This window comes from Candidatus Synechococcus calcipolaris G9 (genome assembly GCF_029582805.1).
GTDB classification, from domain to species: domain Bacteria; phylum Cyanobacteriota; class Cyanobacteriia; order Thermosynechococcales; family Thermosynechococcaceae; genus Synechococcus_F; species Synechococcus_F calcipolaris.
Genome location: NZ_JAKKUT010000002.1, coordinates 1,898,753 through 1,916,958, shown reverse-complemented (window position 1 = coordinate 1,916,958; position 18,206 = coordinate 1,898,753). Strand labels below are relative to the sequence as shown.

The window sequence follows — 18,206 nt, the reverse complement described above, 5'->3', positions numbered from 1 at the left end:
TATTTCAAAAGTATAACCTAATTCAAATAGATCTGGTTTACTGTCTAGACTCAAAGATTGAGACGGCTAACTATTGATTAGGCAGCGATTAGCAGCCTAGCTAATTTAGTAATAGAAAGCCAAAACTCTATATTCATAAAGATACGAAACATTTTAGCACATGAATATACAGGTGTCAAAAATTGCTATATCTAGGATATACAAAACTTCATTTTTGTTCAAACCCCATATCAAGCAAGGTTTTTAGCGCAGTAGAAAGCAAATAATATACAGAATTAAGCGGATATGCACTTTAAGCTCAAAATGCTACAGGCCTTTACTTCTCACAGTTATACCACCAAATTGAAGGAGTGTTATACTGCATATTTTTCCATGGAGTCCTTGCCCCCAGATCATCCCAAGCGGAAACTCTTAGATCAAGTCCGCGATGCCATCAGACTCAAGCACTATAGCTACCGCACTGAACAAAGCTATGTAGCCTGGATTCGTCGCTATATCCTTTTTCATAACAAACGCCACCCCAAAGATATGGGGTCACTAGAGGTTGAGGCATTCCTTACCCATCTTGCAATTACAGAAAACGTTGCTGCATCTACTTCAAAATGGTTTGATATCCGTACTGTACAGGAATTGCTAGGTCATAAAGATGTAAAGAGGTTGAACAAACGACAGCCCTGTATTCTCTTTATTAAACCTTTATGTGCAATACAAAGATTCCGCCAATAACCAAAGTAAAAATTCCTGATTGCCAGCGGGGCCCAGTAGGGGAGAGGGGGTCACATCTTGGTAATGCCAGCCAATGTCTTCGGCCGCCTGACGAACCTGAGCGATCGCCCCTTGGTGAGCGTGGGCATCTTTAACCACACCATGTTTACCTACCTGCGATCGCCCCACCTCAAATTGAGGTTTCACGAGGGCAATCAGTTCTCTGGGCGGACTTAGGAGGGCCCATACTGCGGGCAACACCTTAGCCAGGGAGATAAAGGATAGATCCAATACCCCTAAATCCGGTTGGGGTTGATCGGGCTCATAGAGTTGCTCGGGACGGAGATGGCGAATATTCGTCCGTTCTTTGAGAATTACCCGCGGATCCTGGCGTAAGGTCCAATCCACCTGGCCATAACCCACATCAATTCCATAGACTTGCTTTGCACCGTTTTGAAGCAAACAATCCGTAAAGCCGCCGGTGGAAATCCCCCCATCTAGGCAAATACGATCCTGCACCTGAATCGGAAAGGTTTTCAGGGCATGGGCCAGTTTTTCGCCACCACGGGAGACGTAGGGCGATCGCTGTTTCACCCGCAATTGAGCACCCATGGGAATGAGGGTTCCCGGTTTATCGACTACCGTATTATTGACCATCACTTCCCCCGCCCGGATCAATCCCTGGGCCTGTTGGCGGGAATTACAGAGTTTTTGTTCCACTAAGAGCAGATCTAAACGCTGCTTGCGGGCACTCATGGGGTGGGTTGCTTGGAAAGCGTTGAGAAGGCAAAGGATTGGGTTACTTCTAGCTGTAAACCCTCAATGTTCTCCTGGGCAAATAGGTGATTTTTATTTTCCCACAACGGAATGAAAGCAACCTGCTCCGCATTCAGTTGTTGCAAGGCCTGGAAGAGGGCATTACGGCGGTCTGGATCAGCTTCCGTTCGGCTTTGATCAATGAGTTGATTGGCTTCGGGGCTATAGAAAAAGGATCCCCAGGCAAAACTGGCCCCACTGGTACAGCCATCGGTTGCCGAACCCGCATCACAACTTAAAAAGGGTTCTAGATAATTATCTGGATCAAAAAAATCACCATACCAGTCCAATAGCACTAGGGGATAGGCCCCCGTATCCAAGTTTCGGTAAATGGTAGCAGACTCGGAACTATCCAGTTGCACCTGCACCAGATCACCTAAATCCCGCTCTAGGGAAGCCTTGAGAACCGTGGCGGCTAAAACATTACTGGGCACATTGGCCCGATACCAAAGATTGACAACCAGGGGGCGATCGCCGGAAAAACCAGCCTGGGTCGTCCACCGTTGGGCCGTTTCCGGCGTGGTTGGGCCGTACTGCTGAAAGTCGGGTTGGCTGGCGGGAAAAATCGTGGGAACCAACGAATAGAGGGGTTCCGCTTGCCCCAGAAAAACTCGCTCCTGTAGTCGTTGACGATTAATACTTGCCGCTAGGGCCTGTCGGGCGGGCTGTTGATCCCAGGGCGGTTGGCGTAAATTAATGCTCAGAACGGAAATAATATTGCCGGATCCCGTGATCTCCCGCCAGGGATGGTCGCTCTGTTGCTGACTTAGGGCTTTAATTTGATTGGGATCTAAGGCTCCCGCCGCTATATCAATGGAACCTGTGCGGAAGGAATTGTAGAGGTTGGCACTGCTAGAGAAAATTTGAATACTCACCCCTGGATTTTGGGCCGGTTCGCCCCAATAGTTTTGAAACGGTTCCAGGCGAATACTATCGGTACCATAATAAACGAGGCGGAAGGGCCCCGTACCCACAAACTGGGTGGGAAGAAAGGTTTCCTGATCACCATAGGCAGTGGGGGAAACGGCACAGAGACCACTAAAGGTTAAGAGTTCTGGCAGGGCAACAAAGGGTTGGGTCAGGCGTAGTTCTAGGTCATAGTCAGCGATCGCCCTGATCTCGGCAATTTTGCCCGCTAGTAGGGCCGAAGGTTGGCCCCCACTCTCCATAAAACGCTTCAGGGAAAAAACCATTGCGGCGGCATTAAAGGGAGTCCCATCATGGAATGTGACATCTTGGCGCAGGGGAATCCGATAGGTCAAGCCATCCTCGCTCACCTCCGGTAGGGCCGTAGCCAGCTGGGGAATCAGTTCGGTGGTCCCGCTTTTATAGGTATAGAGGCGATCGCCCAAATTATAAAGTAAAGTTCCCGCCAAGACTTCGTAGGCATCCGCTGGGTCCAGGGTACGCAATCGGGCCGTTGTGCCAATGACAACGGTTTGCCCCCTAGCCTCCCCATCCCCCAAAGCCCTGTCCCCCAAAGAGGGTGTACAGGCCGTTAGCACAAACAGAAGAAACAGAGAAATCCAGCGTTGCCAAACCCAGCGATCGCAGCGTTTAATCATTTAGCATCTTCAGGTAAAATTAGGGCGAACGATGGGAATCGAACCCACGAATGGTGGAACCACAATCCACTGCCTTAACCACTTGGCTACGCTCGCCTTATTCTAAAGTTAATTTTAGAGCATATCACCCTTGCTTTCATGCCCCTGTGGTCAATTTTTTCTACCTGCCTGCCCAGAATGAACCCTAAAAGACTCACCCTAATCCTTGCTGGCATCGGGATGATCGGTGTCGGCCTGGTTGCGGGGCTGACCAATCCCACCCTAGAACACTATCAATCCACCGCCAGTGAGGAAATTGCCTCATTACTCATTCGGGAGGTCTGTCCAGGATTACACAAAAATCCAACGGCGATCGCCAGTTTTCTCCAAGAAGGGTGCCAGGCCCTTTCCCAGGGCAACACCCGCGAGATTGAGGATTACATTGCCTACAATACCCGTCACTATAATCTTGGAGTTGCCAGTCTTTTCGTCACAGAGTTGCCCGTGCAATCCATCTGGACTCTGGGCCTGTTTGGCCAATTTTTGGTTTTGAATGCCCTGGGGCCGCGCTAAAGTGGTTACGCTAAAGTGATTAAATGTTTCTCCACCCATCCCCCAACTTGCCCATGACCAACGTGTCCCTGCCCCTAGATTTCCTTGAAGATGCCAGTCAAGAGCTTGCTCAATTTCTGATCCGTCAGTTAAGCCCTGGGGAACATTTATCCCTGGATGTGATGGGTGAAACTAGCCAGTTTATTCGCTTTAACCATTCCCGTGTTCGCCAGATCGGAACCGTTGAGGATGGGTCAATCACCCTGAAATATAGTTACCAAGAACGCACCAGCGAAGCAACCATTCCCTTTACCGGCGATCGCCCCAGGGATCAACAGTTAGCAGGAGATGCCCTCACCCTACTTCGCCAAGAAACAGCCCAATTGCCGGTGGACCCCTACTTGACCCCGCCGGAAAATCATGGCTCAAGTCAGGAAATCTATCACGGCCAATTACTAGCAGCGGATCAAGTGGTGGACGTGCTGTTGTCTGGGGTTGAAGATTTGGATTTTACTGGAATTTATAGTGGCGGTACGATTTTTCGTGGTAACTATAATTCGGCGGGGCAGCACCACTGGTTTGCGACAACAACCTATTGCCTAGATTATTCTCTCTTTACCGCAGCAGGAAAGGCCGTAAAAGCCACCCTAGCGGGAAGCCAATGGCAGCCTGAACAGTATGCCGAGCAACTGAAACGGGGCCGCTATCAACTTCGCCAACTGGAAGAACCCGTGAAAATCCTGCCCCCGGGCCGGTATCGTACCTATCTGGCTCCGGCCGCCACCGCTGAACTTGTGGGAATGCTCTCCTGGGGAGCCGTCAGTGAAAGCTCCTTGCGCCAGGGCCAAAGTGCCCTATTCCCGCTCACCCAGGGGCAACATCTATCCCCGCTGATCACGCTTCAGGAAAATTTTAGCCAGGGTACGGTACCTCGCTTTAATTCGGAAGGAGAGATCGCCCCCATGGAGTTAGCCATTATTGAGCAGGGAATCCTCAAAACCTTTTTAATCAATCGCCGCACTGCCGAGGAGTACCAATTGGTTTCCAATGGAGCCAATACTAGCGAAAGTCTGCGATCGCCGCAGCTATTGCCGGGAACTCTGGCAAACCAAGACATCTTGACCGCCCTAGATACGGGACTATACCTGAGTAATTTACACTACCTCAACTGGAGCGATCGCCCCAAGGGATTCATGACCGGCATGACCCGCTATGCCTGCTTCTGGGTGGAAAAGGGAGAAATTATTGCCCCCATTCAAGACCTACGATTTGATGAGAGCCTGTATCGCTTTTGGGGCGAAAGCTTAATCAATTTAACCGATGAGACGGAATGGATTCCCCATACAGATACCTATGAACGCCGATCCCTAGGGGGCAGCTTAGTTCCGGGAATGCTCGTGGCAGACTTTAATTTTACGCTCTAAAAATTGTAGAGTCTAAAATAGACACCCTAAAACAGGCCCAGCCAATGGAGCAGACCTTCTCCGGTGAAGTACTCCCAAAGCAGTAAGGTGACAAGGCCCACCATTGCCGCCCGACCATTCAAGCGTTCGGCAAAACTATTAAAACCAAACTTGGGATTTTCTAAATTGGGGGTACGGGTGGGTTCGGTCATGGCTAAAAATATCCTGTGGCTATTCCAGGGGTGATCATAACGAAACCAACGCAGAACTGCAATCTCTAGGAGAACGGCTTCCTGACCGCTAGGCTATCTATCCATCTCCAAACGATGAACCCTGCCTCTTCGGTGACTGCAAAAGTAATGAAATACTAACATATGTGCAAATAAAATAAACTTTCGTGTCTTTGCCCTCTCATAATTAGAAAACTGTTAAATTAGATACAGAAACGAATCGTTCATCTTCCTGTTCAAGTACCAAAAGCTAAATTTCTTCTTAACCTGGGAAATTTAAGGGTCAGTGATTTAGGGAAGACGGAAGTAGGGCTATCCCGAAGGAACGCGCCTCATTGGGATCACAAGATCCCTCAACCACCTATCTTTTGGGGCGAATATCATGATGAAACTTACCTATCGCGGCACACACTACGACTACATTCCCCCGGCCTTAACCACCCAGGCGACGGATGTCGTTGCCAAATATCGGGGCTGGGAATACCGTTGCACTAAAGTTGTGAACCCTCCGGCTCAACCGGAAAAGGATCTCACCTATCGCGGTGTAGAATATCATACCGGTGAGGCCACGGCTCCAGTGCGTCCAGTGGCGGCCGTCTCCTCCGTGACAGAATCCCCCGTGGATATGCCGGCAACTCAACCTAACGTTACGGCAATGAGTCGTTCCCTAATGATGGCCCATCATCAGATGATCAAAAATCGGGAGCAATCTCTTTTAACTCGTTTGGTGAATGAAATGGGTGTCCCCGTGGATGCATCCCATTACTGGAATCAGATTCAGGGCAAGATCAATCCTGGCTTTCGGATCAGCTACGATCGCAGTCATGCCACAATGAGCTAACGCAATCTGTTCAATATTGGTTTGAATGACCCAATTCCCCAGGGGCGATCGCCGTTGATGGCCCTTGCAGGAAAGGATTTTCCCTTCTATTTAACCTAGAAGGGATTTTCTTTTTCTTGCGGATATTTCTATATAACCAGATTGTATATAACCACAGCTAGATCAGTCCAAGTCAATCTATCGGCTCCTCAAAGATTTGAATCTGAGAAAATGGACAGGATGGGGGTAACTCTTGGGGATCCAGGGGCGTTTCCCGATCCACTAGATGAAGTCCCTTCTCGTATCCAATCGTGATTGCTTCCTCTAGATAGGGTTTCAAACTGGGATTCTCTTTGAGATGACGGCGAATCTCCTGTCGCTGCTCCCGTATGGTGGCCCGCCAACTCTTGGAGCGACCCTTGGGTTGATAGTGCCATTTCAGCAGATGACCGAGCAAAATGCCCAGGCGATTCCGAAGTTCCCGCTGCTCCTGTCTACCCAAAGACTCAATTTCCTCAATGAGATGGGCAAGGTCGAGTTGATCAAATTTCCTGGCGCGGAGAAGTGCCCCCTGCTCCTGGATCCACCCATAGAAGTCGGTGTTATAGAGCGTAGTCAATTCAGCCTGGGTTTGCATTCAAGACTCCTTACTCCTGGAAATTCAATTTAGCCGAACACTAGGGCCATTCTATCGATTCCTCAAAGATTTGAGCCTGGGAAAATGGACAGGTTCGAGGTAGCTCTTGGGGGTTCAGGGGTGTTTCTCGGTCAACCAAATCAAGTCCATCCCCATAGGCTTTGGCGATCGCCGTAGCTAGATAAGGTTTCAGACTTGGGTTTTCGCTAAGATGTTCTAAAATCCGTCGTCGCTGCTCTCCTATAGTGGCCCGCCAACTTTTGCTGCGACCCTTGGGTTGATAGTGCCATTTCAGCAGATGACCGAGCAAAATGCCCAGGCGATTCCGAAGTTCCCGCTGCTCCTGTCTGCCCAAAGAGTCAATTTCCTCAATGAGATGCTGAAGGTCGAGTTGGTCAAATTTCCCTGAGCGGAGGAGTGCCCCCTGCTCCTGGATCCACCCATAGAAGTCGGTGTCATAGAGTGCGATAGATTCAGCCTGGGTCTGCATTGATAACTCCCTCAGTCAGAGGTTCTTTGCCTATTATTCCCCAAGAATGGAGCGACTGAGTTCTAATGTCGGCTCTATCAACTTATTTTCCTCTGGGGTTAATACTTTGGTGACAACAGCAGGGAGGAGTTTATAGGTCACTTGGGCTGCTTTTTCATCCTTAAAAGCTTTAATAATCGTGCGATACCAGAGTAAAAAGCCATCCCGCAGGGAATCGAGATCCGCAAACAGCATGGCCGTTGTAGATAAACGCAATACACTTTTGCGATCGCGGCGACAAATATCACTGTAGTCCTGTTTACCCTTTTGAAAAAACTTGGGGTTATGGGACTTTAACTGAGTTTCAATGTGATCAACGATTTGATCCTCAGCATCGCGGATTTTTTCATAGGCACTAATCCGTAGGTCGATGGATGCCAGGTAATCTTTGACGAACTTTAGTTCCGATACACTGGCATACCGACCATCGGTTTCAATTGCGAGACGATTTAACTGATTCAACATAAGAAAATGATTTTCCCAGTCCTGAATGGAATCTGTGCATGATCCCATCTTAACCAATCAGCTACTAATCCGATAGGATAGACGCATTAAGTTGGAGAACGGGCTGAGTCACTTTATTTTCTGCGGGATCAAGCAGGGCCTTCATCAATTCGGGCAAAATCTTTCCGTAGGTGGAGCGGGCCATATTTTCATAGTTAAAAGCCTTGACAATGGTGCGATACCACAGCAGAAAATTATCCCGCAATAGATCCAGTTCACCAAAAAGAACGGCAGTTGCACTCAAACGAATGGCATTCACCAAATCCCGACGGCAAATGGAGGATTGATCCTGGTTATTGAAGGTAAAGCAATTCACATTTTGGGCTTTCTGACGGGCTTGAATTTTATCCGCCATAATCTCACCTTCTTCGCGGATCTTCTGGTATGCACTGATGCGCGGTTCAATGGTGGCCAAGTAGTCCTTAAGAAAAGCAAGCTCACTGGCCGTGGCATAGCGGCCATCGGCATCGAGGGCTAAACGATTCAGTTGTTTTAACATATGTTTTTTAACTCCTAAAAAGAACCAGATGACATAACTCAACAGAGAAAAGTTTGGGGAATAGTGGGGTCAATGGCTGATAATCACCTCAACTTATAGGACATCTCAAGTTGCAGGAAGGACGATCATCACTTTTTAATTAATTCTCCTTGACGCAGGCGTTTTTCAATATCTCGGGTGGTCGCCCCTTCGTTTTGCCAAAAGGTAGCGGCATCAATCCGATCCTGTTTCCCCACTAAAAATTTGCAATAGGTTTCACCCATGGCATAACATTGGATTTCAATACAACCTAGGGGCTTTTGAATGAGTTCCGTAAAAAATCCGGCAAACAAACCTGCATAGAGATAACATACCGGCTTGCCCACATCCCCTAGGGTACGGGCCACGACGGAATCAAAAATATTAATGAACATAAAACCATTTCGTTGCTCGGTCAGATCCACTTCCCAGTTGCCCCAACCTTCACTGACAAAGGGCCACCACCAGGCTTCTAGGAGGAACGTTAGGGCCGTGCGGCGGAGTTCTCGTTCGTACTCCTGTTCAAAATGTTTTTGGAAAACCTGGGCATCCTTTTGTCCCCACACCTCCCCAACTTTGTACATCACTAAGCCGGAGGCAGAACCCACTTCTTCTTCGAGGCCCTGAACAAGTCCAATCACAAAATCTTCCGTGACCAATACCTGACGAGATTGATGCCAGTCGGTAATGCTACCCAGGCTAGAGTCGTACTCAAAAAAGTCCTTGAGGCTAAAGTGATGCCGCCGCTGGGGGTGGGCTGCCTGGAGATGGTGCGGTCGCTTTGGAAGGGTCGATGTCATGTCAAATTCTCACCCATGGTTGTAGTCCACTGTCATACCATAGACGACAAATTCCTGCCCCGCTACAAATGTTCACAATAAATTTGTATTTCCATTAATCAGCATATTCTTACCCTAGAACATCCTTAGGGTTTGCAGTTCCGTAATCCCACGGATTTTTTCATCATGAATATAATGATCCCCATGAAGATATTATACGGAAATTTTCTGTATAATTTTTCTTATATTGGTGTCTTATTGGCGTTTTATACGGATTTTTTGCCCCTCTGACTGTCCCCTTCCAAAATGGGTAGTCCTAAAAATGTAAGGATAGGAGAGAAATCGTTCTCTGAGAAACTCCATGTCTTATTCCCCAACGACCAACCCAGATATGAGATGAACGAAAAACTAGAACTCACTGGTAGGGTCTAACATCAGGCATCATCCCCAGCGGATTGATAACAAATACTTCAGCCCGATGCGATTGTTAGAGCGCATGTTTCTCCATAGCATCAAGGACAGGCCCAATTTTCACCGCAACGATAGCGTTATGGTTTTTATGCTCCTCAATAAGCACACCTGCAACAAGTCCGGCGCACTCGAAATCGGGTGCCAAATTCTTTAGTCCCAGCATTCCAAGGTCGATGAGCACACCACCACTAGCTCCATGCGGCTTTATGGAGTTAATTATGCTTCCCTCGAAATTGCGAGATTGCTTGTGGTTGTATGTAATGAACACGTGATCCGAGCCGCTGACGTCAAGCTCCTGTGCTAGATTGGTCATGGAAGCTGCCGTAGACCAATATTTCCAAATCTTGGGCTTTAGAGATTTCTCTACTACATTAACCTTCTTGTTTTGCGAAGCAGGGTAGCCCATTGCCATATACACACGACCATGAGAATCTACCTGCTTCTGAGAAATTGCATTACATTCAATGTATGAAACATCTCCTAATGTTGCATGAAATTGTTTCGTCACCTTTAGAAAGGCAAAATCGTAACGGTCGTTACTTCGCTGCGCCATGGGCTTGTTAGTGGCGTGGAAATCACCGACGATTTCAACAAGCGTGTCGCGAACTCCTACATACAGCGTTGACGACTCATTCTCATCAATGACGTGCGCCGCGGTGACAAGAAAAGACGTATTTTTCCACCGCATGAGAAAGCAAGTTCCAATTAGCTGGGGAACGCCTGTGATTGTGCTCCCATAGATCGGCCTTACACATGGTAGGTATTGCTTACCAATCTTCTCAGCACATTCATTCACAGGATCGCACACGATCTCTTTTTTAGACTGGATGATCGCCATAGCTTGCACTGCGCTCTAATAATGAATTATAGGGATTTTTTGCCCCCATGACCGTCCCCTCCTAAAATGATTGGCAGTGGACTTGGAGTCTTGGAACTATCTAAAAAGCGTCTGCGGGAGCTAGGTCTAGATCGTCCCCAGGCAGAACCTGCCTTCTGTATGTATCGTACAAAGGCGAATTGCTTACGGGTGTGTCAACGGGGGCCCATCCTACTGATTTATCCGGATCGGGTTTGGTATCATTCGGCAACACCCCAGGTCATTGAACGGATCCTGCAAGAGCATCTCCTAGGGGGAGAAATTGTTAGGGACTATTGTTTTGCCCAGGCACCACTTGGGCCCGAAACAGTAATCGGGGTGGATTTCCCCACACATAGCCCTGATGGGTAACTCGCACTGTTGTACCTGGGGGAAGATCGGGGACTCCACTTTGGTGCAGTGTTGGATCAAAGTTGACCCAAGCCCCCACCTCGGCGATCGCCCTCACATCCCAATCCGATAGCAGCGTCATCACGGGTTTTATCAGAGGTAAGAGTTTTACCGCTGGAGCCGTTGGATTTTGTTGGGCGGCATAGGCGGCGGTGGGCCAAAAGCGCAAAAATGATTCTAGGGTCTCTAGGGCTTGGCGTTGGATGGTTTGCCGTAGGAAAGTTTCTGAGGATGGTTCTACGTCCAAGTGGGGCGATCGCCCCTGGGGGTTGGTGGAGATAGCAACGGCTTCAAGTTCCTGCAAGAGTTGCCAAGCCGATAGATCAAAGAGCTTGGCTAGGGCGGTGAGGGTCTCTAGGCGAAGGGACTCTATTTCCCCCTGATAGATCCGCTGTACCTGACGACGACTAAACCCCCGCTGCTGAAGTTGGGTACGATAGTGAATCCCTACGTCCCCAAGGCGATCTTGCAGGTGTTGGCCCATCAGCTTGGCTCTGGCCGCATCAGCAGGGTGAACGTTGGCTTTGGCAACCATTTGGGTAAGTTAATCTAATCTACGGGAAAAAAGCGCACCGCATCCGCCGCCGCCGAAATTTGCACGGATGTACCCACCGGAAACGAAAATTCAACGGGTAAACGGGCATGGAGTTCTTGGCCAGAGGGTGTGGCTAGACAATAGCGATATTCCCGGCCCAAAAATTGGCGATCGGCAATGATCAGGCCCGTCTCCTCATTGGCTTCCAAGACCATATCCTCTTCCCGAATCATTACTTCCCCCCGCTGACCCGGTGCTTCTGTTAATAGGCAAAACGCCCCCACATCCGTTTGAAGGAGATCGCCCTCAACGGCGGCAGGGATAAAATTAGCCTGACTAACAAACCCCGCCACAAAGCGGGATGCCGGATAGCGATAGATATCCTCCGGGGTTCCCAACTGCTCCACCTTCCCTTGGCGCATGACCGCAAGGCGATCGGACATACTCAGGGCTTCTTCTTGATCATGGGTAACAAAAATGGTGGTGATTCCGGCCCGTTTCAAAATTGCCCGCAACTCTTCCCGCAATTCCAGCCGTACTTGGGCATCTAAATTACTGAGGGGTTCATCTAATAAAATTAAATCCGGTTGGGGAGCTAGGGCCCGGGCCAGGGCCACCCGCTGTTGCTGCCCCCCCGATAGTTCATGGGGATAACGCTTCTCCAATCCCTGAAGACGCACCAACCCCAAGACCGCTGCCACCTGCTCCCGAATAATTGAGGGCTTCAGTCGTTGTTGCTGCAAGCCAAAAGCGATATTTTGGGCAATGGTTAAATGGGGGAAGAGGGCAAAATCCTGAAAGACCATCCCTAAACGGCGGTGTTCCGGCGGAATATAGGTATGGGTATCTGAGATAATGCGATCGCCCATGATCATCCTGCCACTATCGGGCCGCTCTAAACCCGCAATCAAGCGTAAAAGGGTAGTTTTGCCACAGCCGGAGGGGCCCAGTAATCCAAGAATTTCACCTCGCTGGAGGTCTAGACTAACGGACGTCAGGGCTTGGAAATCACCAAAGGCTTTACTAACCTGCTCTACTTGCAGGATTGTGGATGTTGCGATCGCGGTGGCCACCATGAATAGACGTTACTCCTCCCCTAAAGACTCAGAGGCAACAGGTCAAGGGAATCTTTACGTTTCTTGGTTGATCTATATCAGTTAAATGATTCAACCGATTTAACCATTGACAAGATCAATGCAAAAGATTCTCATTAAGAAGTGTAGCTTAATTTGGGCATTTGTGGCCGGCGATCTCCGGCAAAATGTTACGTCTTCAGTGAAGGCGGTAAAGTGAAGCTGACGAGTCTTTACAAAAATTCGATATGGGGGAGCCACCACAATGACTCAACGTTTCGGTCAACCCAGATTGCGGCCACGGGATATTGTTTTAGCCTATACCCTACTGCGGATTGTCCTGGGTCTTAACTTTTTTAATCATGGTTTTGTCCGCCTGGGAAATATTCCGGGGTTTGCCGACTCCATGGTGGAACTCTTCCGAGAGGCGGATTCCTTTTTGCCCGATGCCTTGGTTTGGGGCCCTGCCCTATTTGTGCCCATCATTGAACTGATCAGTGGTTTTTGTATCACTCTGGGGTTGGCCACCCGCCCGGCCCTGATTGCGGGTTTCTCTCTGATGGCAATGTTGATGTATGGTATTACATTGTTGCAAAACTGGACAACCGCCACCAGTCAACTGGTCTATTGCCTCGTCTTTTTCATTTTGCTGGCCGGTCATGGGTTTAATCGAATATCCATTGATAGGATGATCCAACAGCGTCAAGCAAAAACCCGCCAGGCAGCACCGAAGATTGACTCCTGAGATAAATGTTGAACTCTTTGAATTTTCTATGTTAAATGTCCTTTTTTTGATTACGGAAACCCCTGCTCGAATTTGGCAATGGCTCCAGGAAACCTTTAACCGACCCCTATTTACCCTAGGCACAGAAACCGTAACCCTGGGTTGGATTGTTGAAGTCTTGGTGTTGCTCCTGTTAGTAACCCTAGCAGTCCGCATGATTAAACGAATGCTGAAAACGCATGTTTTGATCAAACTCCGTTTAGATACGGGAACTCGAGAAGCGATCGCCACCTTAATGAGTTTTGTCATTGGGGCCTTTGGTTATGTGATTGTCCTCCAGGCAGTGGGCATTGATTTAGCGTCCCTAGCGGTGATTGTGGGGGGTCTAGGAGTAGGGATTGGTTTTGGTCTACAGGACGTAACCCGTAACCTGATCAGTGGACTGATTCTGTTAATTGAGCGGAAAGTCAAAGTCGGTGATTTTATTGAAATGGATCAGATTGCCGGCTACATTTCCGAGATTTCGATTCGTTCCACCGTCATTCGTACTTTTCAGGGGGCTGAGGTTCTCGTTCCCAATGTGAATCTAGCGGATAATCAAGTCACCAACTGGAACTACAGTAATTGTCATGGACGCATTGATCTTCCCGTTGGTGTGGCCTACGGCAGTGATCCGGTGCTAGTGACGGAAGTCCTCCTCAATCTGGCCCATTCTGCTCCCCATGTCTTACATGATCCGCCACCACGGGTTATTTTCCAAGGCTTTGGTGACTCCTCCCTGGATTTTGAACTGTGGATTTGGGTGGATGCCATCGATCGCCGCATTGTGATTAGAAGTGATTTGAATTTCAAAATTGAGTACACTTTTCGTCAACATGGAATTGAAATTCCCTTTCCTCAGGTGGATCTGTGGTACCGGAACCCACCCAAATTACCTGCCTCCCCCAACCCAGGAACAGAACCATCAACGGATCCATTACCGTCACCTCCAGCCTTTCCCCGGGCCCCCCAGACCAGTTTACGGAGCTTACTACAAAACGTTAGCTATTTTCATTGCTTAAATGATTTACAACTTCGCTCCCTGATTGAAATGGGCTGCCGTAAGCAGTTAGCCAAGGGAGAAACGCTATTTCAGCAGGGGGAACGGGCCAATACGTTTTGTATTGTCCTTGGGGGTAAAGTGGCGGCATTCTCGGAAAATCGTCTCGAAAATGTGCCCGTGTTTGTCTTTGAACCGGGGGATTACTTTGGCGAAATTCCGCTGATGTTAGGGGTTCCCTATCCGACCACCATGAAAGCCATGGCCGAAACGGTGCTATTTATGCTTGAGCAAAAAGGATTTGCCCAACTGCTCACGGAGCATCCCTTCCTTGGGGAGGATGTTGCCCAGGCGATCGCCGAGCGGCAAGAGATTCTATCTCAGTATCAACAGGATTTAAGCCAAGAAAATGATACGGAGTATCCCAACGCCATTTCCCGACTACGGCAAAAGCTAAAGAGCTTACTCAATTGGTAAAGTTGGCAAAGCAAATATTTATGCGTAAAGAAATGTACAGTAAGAGAACCTCCCAGCAATTTTGGCTAGAGTGAGGTTGCATTAAGTTTCATTAAATAGGCTGCCATTGGCCCATCTGCTCATCTAAAGGGTTGGGATGTTAGAAGGTATGGAGATTCATCTCAATAAACGGCAAAAACACGTTCTCTGGGCAACGATCAATCATTACATTGCCACCGCTGAACCCGTTGGCTCCAAGGTCTTGGCAGGAGAATACAACCTAAATGTTAGTTCTGCCACGATTCGCAATATTATGGCTGTCCTGGAAAAAGGCGGCCTGTTATACCAACCCCATACCTCTGCGGGCCGTATCCCCTCCGACTCCGGCTATCGTATCTATGTTGATCATTTAGTCCAGCCTGCTCCCGACGTTGCCCAACAGGTGGAGCATCTCTTAAATCGTCATTTAGAGTGGGGCCGCTATCGCCTAGAAACCATCCTGCGCCAAGCTGCCCAACTACTCTCGGACTTGAGTGGCTGCATTACCCTGATTACCCTACCCGCCACCCTGGGTCGTCAGATTCGCTTCATCAAATTGGTGGCGATCGCCCCGACCCGGATCATGGTCATTGTTGTTACCGATAACTATGAAACCCAGTCCGCTGTTTTTGATCTTCCCCTAGAGCAACTCCAAAATACTGATGCTGCCGACGCTGCTGAACCCGATGAAGCTATGCTCGATCGCATCCTGAATGTTCTCTCAAATTTTCTCAATCACCACCTCCAGGGCCGCTCTTTGGCGGATCTATCTACCTTGGATTGGCAGGATATGGATCGGGAATTTCAACAGTTTGCCCGCCTACTGCAAAACCTACTCGTCGAACTCAGTGAACCCAGTCCCTTTAGTGACAGCGGCTCCCTTGTCATGAGTGGTCTCTCAGAAGTCCTACAACAGCCGGAGTTCTCCCACCTGCAACAGGTACAAATGCTGATCCATCTCCTAGAGGATCAACAAGATCAACTCTACCCCCTTATTTACCATTCCCCCGATGCCCCGATCACCATTCGCATTGGCGCGGAAAATCCCCTGGAGCCAATGCGGGCCTGTACCCTGGTCTATTCCAGTTATAAGCGCGGTGACACCCCCGTCGGTAGTATTGGCATCCTGGGCCCCACCCGTATGCCCTACGGCCGGATTATTCCCATCGTCGAGGCGGCAGCGGAGTATTTATCGGGAAGCCTAACCAACACTAATGGGATTAATGGGATATAGGGCGATCGCCCTTTTAGGCCCAACGGCAGCATAAAAACATTTGTTCACAAAGCTTGTAAGTGTACTGCTTCAGCAGTAATATGGGTACCTGATTTTAGTTTCGCATCCGAAATCATGGCTGACCAATACCTCTCTGTGAAAGAAACTTCTGAAATTCTAAACTGCTCGGAGCAATATGTTCGCCAGTTGCTCCGGTATGGCGAAATCAGCGGAGAGAGGATTAGCAGTCGTTGGATTGTGGCATCAGAGTCTGTTCAGAACTACCGCATCAAGGGAGAAGATGAAAGTTTAAGTGTTCCTGATCATGGGCGACGCTCATTTAGTAAGCCTGATCTCAAAGCCCTAAGTTTTTTTTCTGGCTGTATGGGTTTGGACTTGGGACTAGAAAAGGAAGGTATCCAAGTGCTGCTTGCTTGCGAAATTGACACGGCCGCCCGAAAAACCATTGAGATAAATCGACCTGATGTGGCACTGATTGGGGACATTAGGGATTACTCGGCCACAGAAATTCGAGAAAAAGCGGGATTGAGTTCGACTGACGAGATTGACGTAATCGTTGGCGGGCCGCCATGCCAAGCCTTTAGCAGTGCAGGGAAGCGGCAAGGATTCAATGATGAGCGAGGCAATGTTTTCTTGACGTTCATTGATTTAATCACTGAACTTAAACCTAGATTTGCAGTTATTGAAAATGTTCGAGGATTATTGTCCGCTCCGTTGAAGCATAGACCTCATGAAATGAGAGGGAGGAATTTCCCAACCTTGTCTCAGGATGAACAAAGAGGAGGTGCATTGCTCTTTATTACGCAAAGGCTGAGAGAGGCAGGATATAGCATTTCTTTTAATCTATATAACTCTGCTAATTTTGGATCGCCACAACAACGGGAAAGGGTTATTCTTGCTTGTAGTCGTGATGGGAAAAAGCTTCCCTATCTCACACCGACCCACTCAGAGAAGAGTTTATATGATCTTCCAAGATGGAGAACTCTACGAGAAGCGTTGGAAGGTCTTCCAAAAAATGGACACCATTTTGTTAAGTTTCCTGAAAAACGGCTCAAATATTACAGACTTCTGAAGCCTGGGCAATATTGGCGGGATTTACCGAAAGAGTTGCACCAAGAAGCTTTAGGGGCTTCTTATCATGCAGGAGGGGGAAAAACTGGTTTTTACCGAAGGCTAGCTTGGGATAAACCTGCCCCGACGTTAGTAACCCATCCAGCTATGCCTGCAACCGATCTAGCACATCCAGAAGAAGATAGACCCCTCAGCATTGAGGAATATAAGCGTATTCAAGAATTTCCCGATGATTGGATTATCACAGGTACGTTACTCGATCAATATCGACAAGTTGGAAATGCAGTACCCTGCTCTTTAGGAAGAGCGATCGCTAGGATGTTGTTGACTCACTTAAAGGGCGAAGTGCCGATCATTTACTCAGATTTTCCCTATTCTCGATACCACAAGACTGATGATGTCAGTTGGTCAATTGATACTTTTGGTTATCTTGAAGAGTCATCAGAAAAACAGTTATCTTTGAACTTAGTTTGATGGATCAGATAAATCTTGCCAAGGATTGTTCGTTTCTACAGCTAAGGCATTTGGGTTATTGAGTAAAACCTGTCGAACAAAAACAACAAAATTTTCTTCGGAGAATCGATCCGTTTCGTACTTTTCGTTAAAATAAGACCATCGATAGAAACCTGTTCTGGCATCAACTCTGTACCATTTTTCAATCGGCTGGTTAATTCTCACTCTGGAAGATGAACTATTTTCTGAGTTGCTACGGTTCTTGATCTGTAAGAGAGAACCATCGATATTGCAAAAATCTACATGGCGAATGGATTCTCCCCAACAGCAATACCAACCATAATCGGCAAGTTGCTCAGCCAAAAACTCCTCTAGTAGTAATCCTTGAATATTTTCTGCCGACATTGATAGCCTGTGGGCGTATTTGATTTGCCCAAGATGCTCTGCTGTTAGCCCTGTCAATCGAGCATTGATGATTGTACTGACAATTGGATCAGCGACTGTTCCTGGTGGTTGTGAGATTCTTTTTGAAATTCGATTTTCATAGCTATCGCTATACCTTTTCAACCAAGCTTTAGCTAGCATTTCGGGTGCATGAGCTTTCAGGGCAGGAGAAAGCCCTGGATTTCTGTAGCAGGCTGTTAAAATTGTGCGATGAGCTTCAAGAAATAGCTGGGCTTGTTGGGCGATCTCATCTTGAAAGATTTGCAAAAAGTTTTCTTCAGAACTTGAGGTACTGATGATGGTATCAAAGTTAACAGGCATTTAGATATTCCCCTTCTGAACAGCCGTCATGAGAATGCCAGTT

Annotated in this window: 20 protein-coding genes, 1 tRNA gene and 1 riboswitch; of the genes, 8 read left to right on the top strand and 13 right to left on the bottom strand. The window is 48.2% G+C overall.

The annotated features are described in order from the left end of the window. The first annotated feature begins 285 nt into the window (after positions 1 to 285). Positions 286 to 726, top strand: coding sequence for a phage integrase N-terminal SAM-like domain-containing protein (locus tag L3556_RS12280; protein WP_277867562.1), 441 nt, complete (start codon positions 286 to 288; stop codon positions 724 to 726). Here the strand turns inward: L3556_RS12280 and L3556_RS12275 are convergent. From L3556_RS12275 to L3556_RS12265, 3 genes are all read right to left on the bottom strand, one after another. After that, the gene (locus L3556_RS12275; RefSeq protein ID WP_277867561.1) at positions 697 to 1,461 is read right to left on the bottom strand and encodes a TlyA family RNA methyltransferase; all 765 of its coding nucleotides are present in this window, start codon (positions 1,459 to 1,461) and stop codon (positions 697 to 699) included. The genes L3556_RS12280 and L3556_RS12275 overlap by 30 nt on opposite strands. Further along, on the bottom strand, positions 1,458 to 3,086 hold the full coding sequence (locus L3556_RS12270; RefSeq protein WP_277867560.1) for an ABC transporter substrate-binding protein: 1,629 nt from the start codon (positions 3,084 to 3,086) through the stop codon (positions 1,458 to 1,460). The genes L3556_RS12275 and L3556_RS12270 overlap by 4 nt, the downstream gene beginning before the upstream one ends. 23 nt (positions 3,087 to 3,109) lie before the next feature. Beyond that, positions 3,110 to 3,182, bottom strand: a tRNA-His gene (locus L3556_RS12265). 81 nt (positions 3,183 to 3,263) lie between these two features. Between L3556_RS12265 and L3556_RS12260 the strand changes: the two genes are divergently transcribed. Both L3556_RS12260 and L3556_RS12255 read left to right on the top strand, forming a co-directional pair. Then, positions 3,264 to 3,638 carry a DUF4359 domain-containing protein gene (locus L3556_RS12260; RefSeq protein WP_277867559.1) on the top strand — a complete coding sequence of 125 codons (375 nt, stop codon included), beginning with the start codon at positions 3,264 to 3,266 and terminating at the stop codon, positions 3,636 to 3,638. 23 nt (positions 3,639 to 3,661) lie between these two features. Next, entirely contained in the window at positions 3,662 to 5,041 is a 1,380-nt protein-coding gene (locus L3556_RS12255) for a TldD/PmbA family protein (RefSeq protein WP_277867558.1), read from the top strand. Positions 5,042 to 5,067: 26 nt separating this feature from the next. On the opposite strand, the gene L3556_RS12250 is transcribed toward L3556_RS12255, so the two are convergent. After that, on the bottom strand, positions 5,068 to 5,232 hold the full coding sequence (locus L3556_RS12250) for a hypothetical protein (protein ID WP_277867557.1): 165 nt from the start codon (positions 5,230 to 5,232) through the stop codon (positions 5,068 to 5,070). Between the two features lie 237 nt (positions 5,233 to 5,469). Next, a riboswitch (Glutamine riboswitch) is annotated at positions 5,470 to 5,582 on the top strand. Between the two features lie 50 nt (positions 5,583 to 5,632). Between L3556_RS12250 and gifA the strand changes: the two genes are divergently transcribed. Continuing rightward, on the top strand, positions 5,633 to 6,091 hold the full coding sequence (gifA, locus tag L3556_RS12245; protein ID WP_277867556.1) for a glutamine synthetase inactivation factor IF7A: 459 nt from the start codon (positions 5,633 to 5,635) through the stop codon (positions 6,089 to 6,091). A gap of 172 nt (positions 6,092 to 6,263) precedes the next feature. On the opposite strand, the gene L3556_RS12240 is transcribed toward gifA, so the two are convergent. The 8 genes from L3556_RS12240 to L3556_RS12200 form a co-directional block, all read right to left on the bottom strand. Then, positions 6,264 to 6,707: a DUF29 domain-containing protein gene (locus tag L3556_RS12240; protein ID WP_277867555.1), complete on the bottom strand. Its 444-nt coding sequence runs from the start codon at positions 6,705 to 6,707 to the stop codon at positions 6,264 to 6,266. 40 nt (positions 6,708 to 6,747) lie between these two features. Further along, positions 6,748 to 7,197: a DUF29 domain-containing protein gene (locus tag L3556_RS12235; RefSeq protein WP_277867554.1), complete on the bottom strand. Its 450-nt coding sequence runs from the start codon at positions 7,195 to 7,197 to the stop codon at positions 6,748 to 6,750. A 33-nt stretch (positions 7,198 to 7,230) separates the two neighbouring features. Then, complete coding sequence (locus L3556_RS12230) at positions 7,231 to 7,701, bottom strand: globin family protein (protein ID WP_277867553.1); 471 nt, start codon at positions 7,699 to 7,701, stop codon at positions 7,231 to 7,233. A 64-nt stretch (positions 7,702 to 7,765) separates the two neighbouring features. Further along, a complete protein-coding gene (locus L3556_RS12225) occupies positions 7,766 to 8,239 on the bottom strand; it encodes a globin family protein (protein ID WP_277867552.1) in 474 nt (157 codons plus the stop codon). A 128-nt stretch (positions 8,240 to 8,367) separates the two neighbouring features. Then, positions 8,368 to 9,057, bottom strand: coding sequence for a V4R domain-containing protein (locus L3556_RS12220; RefSeq protein ID WP_277867551.1), 690 nt, complete (start codon positions 9,055 to 9,057; stop codon positions 8,368 to 8,370). Positions 9,058 to 9,523: 466 nt separating this feature from the next. Further along, positions 9,524 to 10,345 carry a trypsin-like peptidase domain-containing protein gene (locus L3556_RS12215; RefSeq protein ID WP_277867550.1) on the bottom strand — a complete coding sequence of 274 codons (822 nt, stop codon included), beginning with the start codon at positions 10,343 to 10,345 and terminating at the stop codon, positions 9,524 to 9,526. 304 nt (positions 10,346 to 10,649) lie between these two features. After that, positions 10,650 to 11,309 (bottom strand): helix-turn-helix domain-containing protein, encoded by a 660-nt coding sequence (locus L3556_RS12205; RefSeq protein WP_277867549.1) that lies wholly within the window; start codon positions 11,307 to 11,309, stop codon positions 10,650 to 10,652. A 14-nt stretch (positions 11,310 to 11,323) separates the two neighbouring features. Further along, the gene (locus tag L3556_RS12200) at positions 11,324 to 12,385 is read right to left on the bottom strand and encodes an ABC transporter ATP-binding protein (protein ID WP_277867548.1); all 1,062 of its coding nucleotides are present in this window, start codon (positions 12,383 to 12,385) and stop codon (positions 11,324 to 11,326) included. 262 nt (positions 12,386 to 12,647) lie between these two features. Between L3556_RS12200 and L3556_RS12195 the strand changes: the two genes are divergently transcribed. The 4 genes from L3556_RS12195 (at position 12,648) to L3556_RS12180 (ending at position 17,419) form a co-directional block, all read left to right on the top strand. Continuing rightward, on the top strand, positions 12,648 to 13,127 hold the full coding sequence (locus L3556_RS12195) for a DoxX family protein (RefSeq protein WP_277867547.1): 480 nt from the start codon (positions 12,648 to 12,650) through the stop codon (positions 13,125 to 13,127). 28 nt (positions 13,128 to 13,155) lie between these two features. Beyond that, on the top strand, positions 13,156 to 14,622 hold the full coding sequence (locus tag L3556_RS12190) for a mechanosensitive ion channel domain-containing protein (RefSeq protein WP_277867546.1): 1,467 nt from the start codon (positions 13,156 to 13,158) through the stop codon (positions 14,620 to 14,622). Positions 14,623 to 14,770: 148 nt separating this feature from the next. Continuing rightward, a complete protein-coding gene (hrcA, locus tag L3556_RS12185; RefSeq protein WP_277867545.1) occupies positions 14,771 to 15,874 on the top strand; it encodes a heat-inducible transcriptional repressor HrcA in 1,104 nt (367 codons plus the stop codon). A gap of 114 nt (positions 15,875 to 15,988) precedes the next feature. Beyond that, the gene (locus L3556_RS12180; protein WP_277867544.1) at positions 15,989 to 17,419 is read left to right on the top strand and encodes a DNA cytosine methyltransferase; all 1,431 of its coding nucleotides are present in this window, start codon (positions 15,989 to 15,991) and stop codon (positions 17,417 to 17,419) included. On the opposite strand, the gene L3556_RS12175 is transcribed toward L3556_RS12180, so the two are convergent. Further along, the gene (locus L3556_RS12175; protein ID WP_277867543.1) at positions 17,411 to 18,163 is read right to left on the bottom strand and encodes a SinI family restriction endonuclease; all 753 of its coding nucleotides are present in this window, start codon (positions 18,161 to 18,163) and stop codon (positions 17,411 to 17,413) included. The genes L3556_RS12180 and L3556_RS12175 overlap by 9 nt on opposite strands. Between the last annotated feature and the right edge of the window lie 43 nt (positions 18,164 to 18,206).

What these genes read in the sequence shown, in the direction of transcription:
- L3556_RS12280 (WP_277867562.1), top strand. Translation starts at nt 286, where the DNA reads ATGCACTTTAAGCTCAAAATGCTACAGGCCTTTACTTCTCACAGTTAT.
- L3556_RS12275 (WP_277867561.1), bottom strand. Translation starts at nt 1,461, where the DNA reads ATGAGTGCCCGCAAGCAGCGTTTAGATCTGCTCTTAGTGGAACAAAAA.
- L3556_RS12270 (WP_277867560.1), bottom strand. Translation starts at nt 3,086, where the DNA reads ATGATTAAACGCTGCGATCGCTGGGTTTGGCAACGCTGGATTTCTCTG.
- L3556_RS12260 (WP_277867559.1), top strand. Translation starts at nt 3,264, where the DNA reads ATGAACCCTAAAAGACTCACCCTAATCCTTGCTGGCATCGGGATGATC.
- L3556_RS12255 (WP_277867558.1), top strand. Translation starts at nt 3,662, where the DNA reads ATGTTTCTCCACCCATCCCCCAACTTGCCCATGACCAACGTGTCCCTG.
- L3556_RS12250 (WP_277867557.1), bottom strand. Translation starts at nt 5,232, where the DNA reads ATGACCGAACCCACCCGTACCCCCAATTTAGAAAATCCCAAGTTTGGT.
- gifA (WP_277867556.1), top strand. Translation starts at nt 5,633, where the DNA reads ATGATGAAACTTACCTATCGCGGCACACACTACGACTACATTCCCCCG.
- L3556_RS12240 (WP_277867555.1), bottom strand. Translation starts at nt 6,707, where the DNA reads ATGCAAACCCAGGCTGAATTGACTACGCTCTATAACACCGACTTCTAT.
- L3556_RS12235 (WP_277867554.1), bottom strand. Translation starts at nt 7,197, where the DNA reads ATGCAGACCCAGGCTGAATCTATCGCACTCTATGACACCGACTTCTAT.
- L3556_RS12230 (WP_277867553.1), bottom strand. Translation starts at nt 7,701, where the DNA reads ATGTTGAATCAGTTAAATCGTCTCGCAATTGAAACCGATGGTCGGTAT.
- L3556_RS12225 (WP_277867552.1), bottom strand. Translation starts at nt 8,239, where the DNA reads ATGTTAAAACAACTGAATCGTTTAGCCCTCGATGCCGATGGCCGCTAT.
- L3556_RS12220 (WP_277867551.1), bottom strand. Translation starts at nt 9,057, where the DNA reads ATGACATCGACCCTTCCAAAGCGACCGCACCATCTCCAGGCAGCCCAC.
- L3556_RS12215 (WP_277867550.1), bottom strand. Translation starts at nt 10,345, where the DNA reads ATGGCGATCATCCAGTCTAAAAAAGAGATCGTGTGCGATCCTGTGAAT.
- L3556_RS12205 (WP_277867549.1), bottom strand. Translation starts at nt 11,309, where the DNA reads ATGGTTGCCAAAGCCAACGTTCACCCTGCTGATGCGGCCAGAGCCAAG.
- L3556_RS12200 (WP_277867548.1), bottom strand. Translation starts at nt 12,385, where the DNA reads ATGGTGGCCACCGCGATCGCAACATCCACAATCCTGCAAGTAGAGCAG.
- L3556_RS12195 (WP_277867547.1), top strand. Translation starts at nt 12,648, where the DNA reads ATGACTCAACGTTTCGGTCAACCCAGATTGCGGCCACGGGATATTGTT.
- L3556_RS12190 (WP_277867546.1), top strand. Translation starts at nt 13,156, where the DNA reads ATGTTAAATGTCCTTTTTTTGATTACGGAAACCCCTGCTCGAATTTGG.
- hrcA (WP_277867545.1), top strand. Translation starts at nt 14,771, where the DNA reads ATGGAGATTCATCTCAATAAACGGCAAAAACACGTTCTCTGGGCAACG.
- L3556_RS12180 (WP_277867544.1), top strand. Translation starts at nt 15,989, where the DNA reads ATGGCTGACCAATACCTCTCTGTGAAAGAAACTTCTGAAATTCTAAAC.
- L3556_RS12175 (WP_277867543.1), bottom strand. Translation starts at nt 18,163, where the DNA reads ATGCCTGTTAACTTTGATACCATCATCAGTACCTCAAGTTCTGAAGAA.